The organism is Peloplasma aerotolerans, from assembly GCF_030012175.1.
Taxonomy (GTDB): Bacteria; Bacillota_I; Bacilli_A; order Acholeplasmatales; family Acholeplasmataceae; genus Peloplasma; species Peloplasma aerotolerans.
Map to the genome: position 1 here is coordinate 1 of NZ_JASCXW010000005.1, position 13399 is coordinate 13399.

The 13399-nt window shown below is 32.0% G+C and carries 13 protein-coding genes and 1 riboswitch; of the genes, 12 read left to right on the forward strand and 1 reads right to left on the reverse strand.

Annotated features, from left to right (window positions below; genetic code table 11):
- The first annotated feature begins 14 nt into the window (after positions 1-14).
- From QJ521_RS02575 to QJ521_RS02590, 4 genes are all read left to right on the forward strand, one after another.
- Positions 15-1136 (forward strand): GGDEF domain-containing protein, encoded by a 1122-nt coding sequence (locus QJ521_RS02575; RefSeq protein ID WP_282838854.1) that lies wholly within the window; start codon positions 15-17, stop codon positions 1134-1136.
- A 97-nt stretch (positions 1137-1233) separates the two neighbouring features.
- On the forward strand, positions 1234-1740 hold the full coding sequence (locus QJ521_RS02580) for an LURP-one-related/scramblase family protein (RefSeq protein WP_282838855.1): 507 nt from the start codon (positions 1234-1236) through the stop codon (positions 1738-1740).
- Between the two features lie 2 nt (positions 1741-1742).
- The gene (locus QJ521_RS02585) at positions 1743-2201 is read left to right on the forward strand and encodes a methylated-DNA--[protein]-cysteine S-methyltransferase (protein ID WP_282838856.1); all 459 of its coding nucleotides are present in this window, start codon (positions 1743-1745) and stop codon (positions 2199-2201) included.
- 27 nt (positions 2202-2228) lie between these two features.
- Positions 2229-3356 carry a M20 metallopeptidase family protein gene (locus tag QJ521_RS02590; RefSeq protein WP_282838857.1) on the forward strand — a complete coding sequence of 376 codons (1128 nt, stop codon included), beginning with the start codon at positions 2229-2231 and terminating at the stop codon, positions 3354-3356.
- An 86-nt stretch (positions 3357-3442) separates the two neighbouring features.
- On the opposite strand, the gene QJ521_RS02595 is transcribed toward QJ521_RS02590, so the two are convergent.
- Entirely contained in the window at positions 3443-5047 is a 1605-nt protein-coding gene (locus QJ521_RS02595) for a PAS domain-containing hybrid sensor histidine kinase/response regulator (protein ID WP_282838858.1), read from the reverse strand.
- Positions 5048-5213: 166 nt separating this feature from the next.
- Positions 5214-5361: riboswitch (Lysine riboswitch) on the forward strand.
- A 69-nt stretch (positions 5362-5430) separates the two neighbouring features.
- Between QJ521_RS02595 and lysA the strand changes: the two genes are divergently transcribed.
- From lysA to QJ521_RS02635, 8 genes are read left to right on the forward strand one after another with little or no spacing between them, the layout of a single operon-like run.
- Positions 5431-6720, forward strand: a complete 1290-nt coding sequence (gene lysA / locus QJ521_RS02600) for a diaminopimelate decarboxylase (protein WP_282838859.1) — start codon at positions 5431-5433, stop codon at positions 6718-6720.
- An 8-nt stretch (positions 6721-6728) separates the two neighbouring features.
- Positions 6729-7934 carry an aspartate kinase gene (locus tag QJ521_RS02605; protein ID WP_282838860.1) on the forward strand — a complete coding sequence of 402 codons (1206 nt, stop codon included), beginning with the start codon at positions 6729-6731 and terminating at the stop codon, positions 7932-7934.
- A 9-nt stretch (positions 7935-7943) separates the two neighbouring features.
- On the forward strand, positions 7944-8759 hold the full coding sequence (gene dapF, locus QJ521_RS02610) for a diaminopimelate epimerase (protein ID WP_282838861.1): 816 nt from the start codon (positions 7944-7946) through the stop codon (positions 8757-8759).
- A complete protein-coding gene (locus QJ521_RS02615) occupies positions 8746-9732 on the forward strand; it encodes an aspartate-semialdehyde dehydrogenase (RefSeq protein WP_282838862.1) in 987 nt (328 codons plus the stop codon). The genes dapF and QJ521_RS02615 overlap by 14 nt, the downstream gene beginning before the upstream one ends.
- A complete protein-coding gene (dapA, locus tag QJ521_RS02620) occupies positions 9729-10616 on the forward strand; it encodes a 4-hydroxy-tetrahydrodipicolinate synthase (protein ID WP_282838863.1) in 888 nt (295 codons plus the stop codon). Before QJ521_RS02615 ends, dapA begins: the two co-directional genes overlap by 4 nt.
- A complete protein-coding gene (dapB, locus tag QJ521_RS02625; protein ID WP_282838864.1) occupies positions 10613-11344 on the forward strand; it encodes a 4-hydroxy-tetrahydrodipicolinate reductase in 732 nt (243 codons plus the stop codon). The genes dapA and dapB overlap by 4 nt, the downstream gene beginning before the upstream one ends.
- On the forward strand, positions 11337-12047 hold the full coding sequence (gene dapD / locus QJ521_RS02630; protein WP_282838865.1) for a 2,3,4,5-tetrahydropyridine-2,6-dicarboxylate N-acetyltransferase: 711 nt from the start codon (positions 11337-11339) through the stop codon (positions 12045-12047). Before dapB ends, dapD begins: the two co-directional genes overlap by 8 nt.
- A 4-nt stretch (positions 12048-12051) precedes the next feature.
- Positions 12052-13230 (forward strand): aspartate aminotransferase family protein, encoded by a 1179-nt coding sequence (locus tag QJ521_RS02635; protein WP_282838866.1) that lies wholly within the window; start codon positions 12052-12054, stop codon positions 13228-13230.
- Positions 13231-13399 lie beyond the last annotated feature (169 nt).

Genomic DNA, 13399 nt, shown 5'->3' on the forward strand with positions numbered 1-13399 from the left:
TATAAGGGGATATTATGGGAGTTTTTTTGAAAATCGATATTAATTTGATATCAATCTTTATGTTAAGTCTAGTTTTTTTAATTGCTTACAGAAGACTTGATCGATCAGATACACTTAACAGATTATATTTATATACAGTTGTTGCGATTATATTTGGTTTACTCATCGAAGCAGCTACAGTTGTCATGAATGGTGTCAATATACCTTGGCTCATTTTCGTAAACAATGGTTTTCACGCAGTTCTCTTTATAGTTGCACCAATCTTGAGTTGCTTATGGTACTTTTTACTTCGTAATTTTATTTCTGTTAAAGTTAAAGTGACTAAACAACAAAAAATATTACTTTTTATTCCAGTGGCTTTAAATCTTGTATTAAGTTTATTATCGCCTTTCTTTGATTTTTATTTCAACATTAGTCAAACCAATGTTTATGCTAGAGGATCATGGTTTATGATTTCTATCATTATTATTTATTTCTATTTGATACTCGGTATAATACATGTAATTACACATCGAAAAAACATTATAACAACAGAGTATTATTTACTGATTGCATTTGGGTTTTTACCGATTATGGGTGGTATTGGACAAGGTTTGATTTATGGTATCCTTTTAATGTGGAGTAGTGCTGCATTTGCACTGATTATTGTATATATTTATTTACAAGAACGACTTATACATTTGGACAATCTAACTGGTGCTTGGACGAGAAAATCATTTATTTACTATATGAATAAAAAACTAAATCAAAGGAAAATTGAACCATTTGGTGGTATTTATTTTGACATTGATGATTTAAAGAAAATCAATGATAATTATGGTCATTTAGAAGGAGATTTCGCAATTTCTGAAATTGTAAAAAGAGTCAAAGGTATTATGTATGATGGAGAAATCATAGCAAGACTTGGTGGCGATGAGTTCGTAATCATAACGAATGATAATAGCGAAAAACGACTTAAATCATTAGCTGAAGACATTGATTTCTCATTATCCGTATTTAATGAAAATTCAGATAAAGCTTATCAATTATCGTGTAGTTATGGAACTGGTGTGTTCAATGATGAATTCAAAAGTGTTGATCAATTCTTAAGATATATTGACTATAAAATGTATTTAAACAAAAAGAATAATCACTAATAAGTTGCTTAGGCGACTTATTTTTTTACAGATATGTTTTATCTAAACTCATGGTGTTGTATAATAGAGTTATCATGATTCAAAATAGAGGTGAACAATGAAACATTTTTATTTGAAACAAAAGGTTTTTTCTGTTAGAGATAAGTATAAAGTGCATGATGCAAATCAAAATGTAGTTTATCATTGTAGAAGTAGTATGTTTTCATTGAGACATAAACTCAATTTTTTTGAAACAAAAAGTGAGAAACTTCTTTTTACATTTAAAAGAAAGTTATTAAGCTTTATGCCTACTTATTATCTTTATGATCAAGAAGGTGAGCATTTAGCGAAAGTAAGAAGAAAATGGACACTGTTGAGGCCAAAAGTATTTGTAGAAAGTTCAATAGCTAATTATCAAATTGATGGTGATTATTGGAGCCACAGTTTTGTAATTCTTGATCAACAACACGAAGTGGCAAGCGTAAGGAAGAAATTTCTGTCGTGGGGAGACTCATATGAGATTTCTATTGACGATGATCAAAACGATGAGTTTTTATTAGCATTAGTTGTTTCTATAGATAGTATTTTCCATAGTAAAAAATCTAAAAAAAGAAGAAGATATTAAATATGTTAGGTAAATATAAATCCAAATATGGAATGATTTATTATCTTGTGCAAGATGATAAACTTCGAGAATTAATGATTCAAGACTTAAAAATGGAAACTGATGAAAATATGTTGATCAACGAGGTTAAAAATCAACTCAATTTATATTTTAATCATCAGTTAAGAAAGTTTGATCTGCCCATTGGCTTTAATCGGGGAACAGATTTTCAAAAAGATGTATGGCAAGCATTATTAACGATTCCATATGGTGAGACAAGATCTTATCAAGATATTGCAAACCTAATTGGAAAACCTAAAGCTGTCCGTGCAGTTGGGCAAGCATGCAAGAAAAATCCAATTGGTATCATTGTGCCTTGTCACCGTGTTATTGGAAAAGATGGATCAATGACTGGGTATTCAGGGAAAGAGCATACTGATTTAAAACAGAAATTAATCAATCATGAGAAAATATTAGATTAATAATAAGACATTTGAAAGTAGGTTATTATGACGAAAGATAAGTTGAAAATATACCGACAAGAATTGCATCAAATCCCCGAGTTAGCATTCGACCTTTTTAAGACACATCAATACGTGGATGAAAAATTAAAAGGTTTAGGTTATCAAACAGAAACGGTTGCTAAAACAGGTTTAATTGCAGTTAAAAAAGGGAGAATTAAGGAAGCAATTGCCTTTAGAAGTGATATGGATGCACTTCCAGTTACCGAAAAAACAAATGTTTCTTTCAAATCAAGACATGTGGGAAATATGCATGCATGTGGACATGATGGTCATATGGCTATGCTTTTAGGGTTTGCAGAATATGTTAGTCAACTCAAAGAAATCAATCAAACGATTGTCTTTATTTTTCAACCTGCAGAAGAAGGACCAGGAGGGGCAAAAGTCATCATTGAGGAAGGTGTTTTCGAAAAATACCATATTCAAAAGATTTTCGGTATTCATTTATATCCCGACCTAGAAGAAGGATTGTATGGACTTGTTAATGGTCCGATGATGGCTCAAAATGGCGAGTTCAATCTTAAAGTTACTGGTCTATCAGCTCATGGGGCACAGCCACATTTCGGTCATGATGCGATTTTAGCAGCATCAAATCTAGTGACTCAGTATCATCATATTGTTTCAAGATTTATTGATCCGCTAGATCCTGTTGTCGTAACGATTGGAACCATATCAGGAGGAGAAGCAAGAAATATTATTGCTCAAGAAGTTAAATTAACTGGAACCATAAGAAGTTTTAATCAGTTAAATTATGATACAATCAAGCAAAAAATGAGAGAAATCGATCAAGGCGTATCGATAGCTTATGATGTCAAAGTTGAAAATGATATTATTGATTATTATCCACCTGTTATCAATGATGGGCAACTATTTGAAATGTTAAAATCTAGTTTAGATGCAAAGCAATATCAATATTTAAAACCCATGATGTTTGCTGAAGACTTCGCTTTCTATCAACAAAAAGTTCCGGGTATGTTTGTTATGCTAGGTACTAGAAATGAATCCTTAGGATATGTTCATCCACTTCATAGTTGTTATTTCAACTTTAAAGAAGATGTTTTAATTAAAGGTGTTGAGTTATATATACATATCGGTAAGACATTAAAACTATTTTAAATTACTTAAATAAATATAAAAAGAAAAAAATAAACCATATCTATGATAAGGTTATTTTTTTTATAATATTGATTTATTTTTTTAGCTTAATCTTCTGATGGTAACCAGTTTGATAATGCCTTACTTAAGGACTTTGGATCAATTGGTTTAGCTAGAAAATCATTCATACCTGCATTTAAACATAGGGCTCGATCTTCAGCAAAAGCATTAGCAGTCATCGCAAGTATAGGTGTTTTTTCATCAATTTTTCTAATTTCTTTAGCAGCTTCTAGACCATCCATAATTGGCATTTGAATATCTAAGATAATCAGATCATACTGATTTGTTTTAGAAAGATCAACAGCAATCTTCCCGTTATTAGCAACCGTTACAATCATCCCCATATTGGTTAAAATACGATGTGCTAATTTTTGACTTAAAAAATTATCTTCAGCAACCAATATTCTCGAACCTACTTTAGGTTTAGGTAAAACTTCTTCATCTTTTTCAATTTGCTTTCTTGTAGATTCGTGTTCATCAACTTCTAAAGGTATTGTAACGATAAATTCGCTACCTTCATTTAATTCAGACTCAACTTCGATTTTTCCGTGCATTAATTCAGCCAACTTCTTACTAATGGATAATCCTAAACCTGTTCCTCCATAAATTCTCGTTGTTGATGTATCAGCCTGTTCAAATTCTTCGAATAGACGTTTTTTCTGACCTTTTGTCATCCCAATGCCTGTATCTTTTACTTTAAAACTTATTTTAACAAGGTGATCTTCTAACTTTTCATCAACATAACATACAAGGCTAATACCGCCAGTTTCCGTAAACTTAACAGCATTACTTAAAACATTGATCAATATTTGACGAATTCGATTGACGTCTCCAATAAATACTTCGGGACAGTCGATTTTTTCGATATCAAAAAATAGATTTTTTTGTTTCACATTTTCATAAACCAAGGACTTGACTTCTTCAAGTAGTTTATCTAATTTAAAAGCTCTTTGTTCAATTAACATTTTGCCAGCTTCAATTTTAGATAAATCTAGAATGTTATTAATAATCCCTAGCAAATGGTTAGAAGCATCCTTAATCCGATTAATATATTCTAAATGTTCAGGATCGTTTGTTTTTTCCTCAATTAAATGTGTGAAGCCAATAATCGCGTTCATTGGTGTTCTAATTTCATGGCTCATATTAGACAAGAAACTCGTTTTTGCTAAATTGGATTGTTCAGCTTGAGATTTTGCGTGTTCAAGTTCTAGTATTTTTTCTTCAATGCTTTGTATTAACTCACTTTTCTGACTTTCTAATAAATGAATGTGGTCTTGATGATCCGTAACGTCTAGCATTGATCCATAAGCACCAATCACCATTTTTTCATCATTAAAAAGTATTTTGGAATGGACAGCAACCCATTTTATACCTTTGCTCGTTATAATACGATGCATGATATGATAAGGTGTTCCAAAAGTCTTACTTTCATCCCAGGTTGCTAAAACCACTTCATAATCTTCTGGATGAATCATTGAAATAAATTTTTCTTCTGTAATCGGTATTTTAGTATCCAACTCAAAAATTTTGTAACTTTCTTTAGACCATAACAATTGGTCATCTTCAAAGTTAAAATACCATTTTCCTATTTTTGTTAAGGCATCGATTTCATTGAAAATGTTTTCTACATGTTTTGGTAGTGTGGATTTCATCATCGTTCTCCTAATATGTATTAGTATTGATTATTTTTATTATATCACGTATGTAAGCATCACACATTTTAGATATCTTATATTTAATGGATAAAATTAGAATAATGATACATTTTCATAGACATTTGATTAAACTTATGTTATCCTTTTTTTATAATTAAATCACTACGATTTTAGAGGCTGCGTTGATTCAATAGTACCATTAGGGAAAGGGAGTGACGCCGAAGCATTGAAAATATGCTGGGCTTATGTTGAACAAACATAAGACTGTTCCCACAAGTTGCCCAACTTGAAAGGAGTGCGCTAGATCGTGGAAGGGCGAAAGCATTGTACATTAACCGCAGGCTTTTGCTGTGGTTTTTATTTATTTTAAGGAGAAAGTTATGTCAAAAAACACAATAAACAATCATTTATATATCGGTGGAGTCAGTGCTTTTGATTTGGTAAGAACATATCATACGCCACTTTATGTGATGGATGAATCAAAAATAAGAAGTCAATGCCAAATGTTTAAAAAACATTTTGTTAGTGACCATATAGAAACTGAAACGATTTATGCATCGAAGGCTTTTTTGAGTCTTGCAATGTGTGAACTTGTTGATTCTGAAGGTTTATCATTAGACGTTGTTTCAGGAGGAGAATTATATACAGCTCATCAAGCTGGTTTCCCGATGCACAAAATTTATTTTCATGGAAATAATAAATCACTTGAGGAATTGAAACTTGCAATAGAGTATCAAGTAGGAACGATAGTTGTTGATCATAGACATGAGTTATTAACTTTGATCAATTTAATACCAAAGAATCAGAAGATCAATGTGATGTTAAGAGTTAATCCAGGCATTGAAGCGCATACACATGAGTATATTCGTACGACACATCATGATTCCAAATTTGGTTTGAGCATCTATGATGAGTCAACACTTGATTTAATCAAAGAGATCAATCAATATGACTCTTTGATATTTAAAGGCTTCCATAGTCACATTGGCTCACAGATTTTTGAAGAGCAATCCTTTATTGAACATGCACAAACCGTATTAACTTATATATCTGATGTCTATTTAAAAACAGGTATTGTTGTTGAAGAAATGAATTTAGGTGGTGGGTTTGGTGCAAAATACACAGCTGAAGATAAACCATTTGAACTAAAGTTTTTTTTACCTACACTATTAGAGCATATTGGTGAAACTTCTAAGAAATTAAGGATTAAAGTTCCTAAAGTGTTCATAGAACCTGGAAGAAGTATTGTTGCTGAAGCTGGATATACATTGTATACCGTAGGTGGTACAAAAAAGACAACCAGTGGTAAGCAATATGTTTTTATTGATGGATCTATGGCTGACCATATGAGAACTGCTTTATATCAAGCTAAATATGATGCTGTTATTGCAAACAAGTTAAATGATGAAGCAAATACATCATATACAGTTGCTGGAAAAGCATGCGAATCAGGTGATATTATCATTAAAGATGTAAAACTTCCAAAACCAGAAGCAAATGATATTCTTGCAGTTAAAACTACAGGTGCTTATCATTATTCTATGAGTTCAAACTACAACCGTTTAACAAGACCTGCAGTTGTATTTGTAAAAGATGGTAAATCAAAATTGATTGTTCAAAGAGAAACTTATCAAGATTTAATTAGAAATGACTTGAAGTTAGAGGACTAAACATAAAAATGGAAAATAAAATCGTTTTAAAGTTCGGGGGTTCATCTGTTGAATCCATCGAAAAGATGCAACAAATCGTTCAAAAAATTATTAGAAAGAAAGAGAAGTACCAACAAATAGTTGTTGTTGTATCCGCAATGGGAAAAACAACAAATCAATTACTAGATCTTGCAAAACAAGCATCTAAGTCTCCTTCTAAAAGAGAAATGGATATGCTGATTTCAACTGGTGAACAAGTCTCAATCTCTTTATTAACAATGATATTAAATGAACAAGGACAACCTGCTATTGCGTTAACTGGATTTCAAGCAGGTATCAAAACTGCTGGTCTCCATACGAAAAATAAAATATTGGATATAGATACCTCAAAAATAGAGAAACATCTTGATTCAGGAAAAGTTGTTGTTGTTGCTGGATTTCAAGGGTTTAATGAAGATGGAGATATTACAACACTAGGTCGTGGTGGATCTGATACGACTGCTGTTGCAATCGCTGCGAAACTTAAGTGCCCTGCAGAAATATATACAGATGTTGAAGGTATTTATGGTGTTGATCCCAGGTTATATCCATATGCAAAAAAACTGGATGTTATTAGTTATGAAGAAATGAAAGAAATGGCGTTTTTAGGTGCTAAAGTGATGGAACCAAGATCGATAGAGATTGGACAGAAATATGGAGTTGTTATCTATGTTTCATCATCACTAACCGAAAACGGTGGAACATACATAAAGGAGTATAAGAAAGTGGAAGAAAAAAGTATAACAGGTTTATCAATAAGCGAGAAAGTGATGATGGTGACCATTAAAAACTTTCCGAATCATTCGAGTGATATTGCAGCGTTATTTATTCTATTAGCTGATAATGAAGTTAATGTCGATATGATTAGCCAGACACCTACAGAAAATGGGTATATCAACTTATCATTTACTGCATCAGCTGACGATTTAGATGCGATTAATGAGGTTTTAGGTTTAATGGGCAAAAAGTATCATGATATTGAAACTGTTAAAAATATAAATGTTGTTAAATTGTCTGTTGTTGGTTCAGGTATGAGAACACAATCAGGTGTTGCTGCTGATATGTTTAAATTATTTGCAGATCATAACATTGATTTTATGTTAGTTACGACATCAGAAATCAGTATTTCATATACGATTGATAAAAAGTTAATGAAAAAGGCAGTATTAGCAATCTCCGAAAAATTCGGATTATAGGAGGAAACCATGGAATTTCAAAAGTATCATGGAACAGGCAATGATTTCATTTTGATTCATGAAATACCTAATAACCCAAATCAGTTAGCAAAGAGCATTTGTGATCGTCATTTTGGTATTGGTGCTGATGGTTTGATTTATGCAAGTCCATCTCAAATCGCTGATATCAAATTTAACTACTATAACAGTGATGGTTCGATTGCACCTATGTGTGGTAATGGCATGAGATGTTTTGTTAAATATTTAAAGGATAACGATTTAATTGCTAAAAACGAGTTTATGGTAGAAACATTAGCAGGTTTAGTATCTGTATGTTACAACACAGAGACCAAACATATTAAAATAGGTCTAGGACAACCGAAATTTGATCTAGACACACCAGATGTAAATCCACCTATCAAGTCACTAGAAGAACAATCAATTGCTTATGAAGGGCAAATCATTAGATTTTATGTTGTCAACCTAGGAACGTTACATACAATCGTTTTTGTGAATGACTCAATTGATATCAATCAAATAGGTCCTTATCTATCATCAATTCCGTTGTTTCCTAATTTAAGTAACATTAATTTTGTTGAAATTGTTGATCAAAATATACTTAAAGTAACAACATATGAGCGGGGTGCAGGTTGGACATTATCATGTGGCACTGGTGTAAGTGCTAGTGCAGTTGTTTCCTATCAATTAAAAAAAACAAAACAAGATGTTAATATCATTGTTCCAGGTGGCAAATTAAAAGTATATGTGCAAAAGCAAGTTTTCCTAGAGGGACCAGCAGTTAGAATTGCTACAGGAGATTATGAGGTTTCAAATGAGAAAATATAGAGTTGCAATTGTTGGAGCAACCGGTATGGTTGGTCAAACATTTATTGAAGTGTTGAAAGAAAGGCAATTTCCAATAGAATCTATTTCATTTTTTGCATCAGCAAATTCTCATGGTAGAGAAATTGCTTTTGATGGGAAAATATACTTAATAGAAACGTTAACAAAGTCATCTTTTGATCGTGGTTTTGATTTTGCATTATTTTCAGCAGGTAGCGATATAAGTTTAGAGTATGCGCAAATTGCAGCTGACCAGAATATTATTGTGATTGATAATTCAAGCGCATGGAGGATGAAACCAGGTATTTCTTTGGTTGTGCCAGAAGTGAATGCAAGTGTATTAACTAAAAATGATAAAATCATTGCGAATCCAAATTGTTCAACCATTCAAGCGGTTGTACCATTAAAGATTATCGATGACTTATTTAATATCACACGCATTACTTATAGTACATATCAAGCAGTATCAGGCTCAGGATATCAAGGTATTGCTGATCTTAAAAGAGGATACAATAACGAGGAAAATCTATTTTATGATAAATCAATATATGACAACTGTTTTCCTCACATTGATGATTTTTTAGAAACAGGGTATACTAAAGAAGAACAAAAAATGATTGATGAAACGATGAAAATCTTAAATAAGAAAATCAAGATTTCAGCGACATGTGTTCGTATCCCAGTAACCATTGGTCATAGTATTTCTGTTCATGTTGAATGTGAAAAGGCAATTGATTTAAATCAATTAAGACATGCTTATAAGGAAAATAATGATATTGTGTTCTATGAACACAATACATATCCTACTCCAAAAGATGTTGTTGGAAATGATTTGGTTCATGTAGGCCGATTAAGAAAAGACTTAAGTGTAGATCATGGTGTTATATTATGGGTGGTGGCTGATAATATCAGAAAAGGTGCAGCAACCAATGCAGTTCAAATTGCTGAATATTTAATCAAGGAGGATTTAGTATGAAACTATTTACAGGATCAGGCGTTGCAATCATTACACCGTTTAATAAAAATGGTGTAAATTATGAAGTTTTTAGACAACTTATTGAGTGGCACATTAAGGAAAAAACGGATGCAATTATTGTTTACGGAACAACTGGAGAGTCAGCAACTTTATCACTTGAAGAGAAAAAGGAGATTGTAAAATTTGCAGTAGAAGTTGCACAGAAAAGAGTGCAAATTATTGCAGGAACAGGCAGTAACAATACCCAAGCAAGTATTGAACTATCTCAATATGCAGAATCTGTTGGTGCAGATGGACTTTTATTGATAACACCATACTATAATAAACCAACTCAAAAAGGTTTATATGCGCATTTTAAAGCCATTTCAGACCATGTTAATATTCCGATTATTTTATACAATGTTCCATCAAGAACAAGTATTAATTTACTCCCAGAGACAGTCTTAGAACTTTCAAAAATAAAGCAAATATTAGCAATAAAAGAGGCTTCTGCAGATATTAGTCAAATCGCAAAAGTTATTGAATTATGTCCCAAAGATTTTATTGTTTATTCGGGTAACGATGACCAGACTTTACCTATTCTTTCTTTAGGAGGAAAAGGTGTTATTTCTGTAACCGCTAATATAACTCCCAGATTAATTCATGATCAAGTTATCAGATACTTAAATGGTGATCAAGGCGTCATAGAATCATTTCTAAAAACAAGAGAATTACATCAAATGATGTTTATTGAAAGTAATCCAGTACCTGTTAAAAATGCACTCAATTTGATGGGATTTAATGTTGGATCTGTTCGATTACCCTTAGTTGAACTAGAGTCAGAAAATTTAATAAAACTTAAAGATATTTTAGATAAATATAAGTTATTAGGTGATTCCAAATGAAAGCTTTAGTGATTGGTTCATTAGGAAAAATGGGAAGTTTAATTAAGCAATTGTTAATACAAGATTCATTTTTTAGTGAGGTACTAGGATATGATATTAATGATGAAAATCATCAGTTACTATCAGAGTATCCAAAAGTTGATGTTGTTATTGATTTTTCTCATCCTAGTTTGATTACACATATCTTATCTTATGCTAAAAAAAATAAAACTGCTTTAGTTATCGCTACCACGGGTTATTCGACCCACGAACAAGAACTTATTGAAGACGCACAAAAAGATATTCCTATCTTTATGAGCTCAAATTTTTCGTTTGGTATTGAAATTGTGACTCAAGCTTTGAAACATATATCAAAATGGATTGAGCATGATTTTGATATTGAAATCATTGAAAAACATCATCACCATAAAATTGATGCTCCTAGTGGAACAGCAATTCATCTAGCTAGAACCATCAATGAAGCTTTAAAAAGTCCGAAAAATGTTATTAACGAACATAAACAAGCTCATTCTACTGATCTTGCTATTCATTCCATTCGGAGTGGGTCCATTGTTGGTGAACATACGGTTATGTTTGCAGGAAATGATGAAATTATTGAAATTAAACATACCGCACAATCAAAGTCAATTTTCGCATATGGTGCCATTAAGGCTGCAAAATATTTAATCAACAGGAAACCTGGTTATTATACAATGGAAGACTTAACAAAGGAGAATAGTCATGAGTGAATTTTTACTAGATGCATATGAAATTGCTAGATACATTAAAGAAGCTACTAAAAAAACACCAATTAAACTACATTTAAAAGGTGATATGAATCAAATTGACTTTAGCCAAGTCAAAGCTTTTGGTGATCAAAATCATCAAACAGTTTTTGGTGAAATCAAAGATATTGAGCTTATATTAGAAAACTATAAAAATTATATAACTGATTACGTTATAGAATACGATCGAAGAAATTCTGCAATTCCATTACTAGATATTACGAAAATACCAGCACGTATTGAACCAGGATCATTCATTAGAGAGCATGCTGTCATCAATCAAGATGCAGTTATCATGATGGGTGCAGTCATTAATATTGGTGCGGTTATCGGTGAAAAAACAATGATTGATATGAATTGCGTTATCGGTGCACGGGCTATTATTGGACAACGGTGTCATATTGGTGCTGGTGCAGTCGTTGCTGGTGTTTTAGAACCGCCATCAAAAGATCCAGTCGTCATAGAAGATGACGTCTTAGTTGGAGCTAATGCTGTTATTTTAGAAGGTGTAAGAATCGGTAAAGGAGCAGTAGTTGCTGCTGGAGCGATTGTTACACAAGACGTCCCTGAATTATCGGTTGTAGCAGGATCACCTGCTCGTGTGATTAAAATGAAAGATGAAAAAACGAGTGACAAAACAAAAATACTTGATGATTTAAGAAAGTGAACTTATGAATGATTTTAATTTAGACCAAAAATATATATTAAATACCTATAAAAGACTACCTATCGAAATCAAAAAAGGTCGAGGGTCTTATTTATATGACATCAACAATAAGAAATATTTAGATATGTTCGCTGGTATTGCTGTATCAAGTTTAGGACATCATCATCCGAAAATTATAAAAGCAATTAAAAAGCAGTCAAAGAATTACTTACATTTATCGAATTATTATACATCAAAAACATCCGTTGCACTTGCGAAAAAACTTGTTGAACATAGTTTCGCATCAAAAGTTTTTTTCACAAATTCTGGAACAGAAGCAAACGAAGCTGCACTTAAACTTGTTAGAAAATATGGCAAAACAATTGATTCTAAAAAAACAAAGATTATTGCCCTTCATGAAGCGTTTCATGGCAGAACATATGGTGGACTATCCTTAACAGGACAACCTCATTATCAAGAAGCATTTAAGCCTTTAATTCCAGATATTATTCATATCCAAAGAAATGATGTTAAAGCATTAGAAACTGTAGTTTCAGATGATGTATGTGCGATTTTTATTGAAATGATTCAAGGTGAAAGTGGTGTTCAACCCTTGGATTCAGATTTTATTAACGCGATTAATATATATGCAAAAAAACATCAATTTTTAATTGTTGCTGATGAAGTTCAGACTGGCTTACTTAGAACAGGAAAACTATTTGCATATGAACATACGAATTTAGTCCCAGATATTTTAACATTAGCGAAATCCTTAGGTGGAGGTCTTCCATTAGGTGCCATGCTTGTTAGTAGACTCTATGAAGATATTTTAAAACCAGGAGATCATGGAACCACATTTGGGGGAAACCCATTATCATGTGCAACTGGCCTTGTCGTCATGCAGGAACTATCAAATTCAAAAATGATTTTAGCAGTACAAGATAAATCAGAGTACTTGTTTCAACAACTAGAAAACTTGAAAAGCAAATATCCGGTCATCACAGAGATTCGTGGAAAAGGATTAATGATAGGGGTTGAGGTTGGACAAAAGGCATTAGATATACAGGTTAAGGCATATGAGTTAGGTGTTTTACTAAATGTAACTCATCAAACGGTAATTCGGTTACTACCGCCATTAAACATTCATAAAAAAGAACTTGATCAGTTCATCAATATATTTGAAAGTATACTAAAAACCGTATAAAATATACGAATATTAATAAAAATGGGGACGAGATGCTACCCATTTTTTCTTTATAAGGTATAATGTTTTCAAAGCACAATAGTTTATAATCATTTTTAATAAAATGAGATTAGACGATTATTATAACCTCTTTAATTTAACTGTTCACTTGTGAAAGGTTGAATTTATA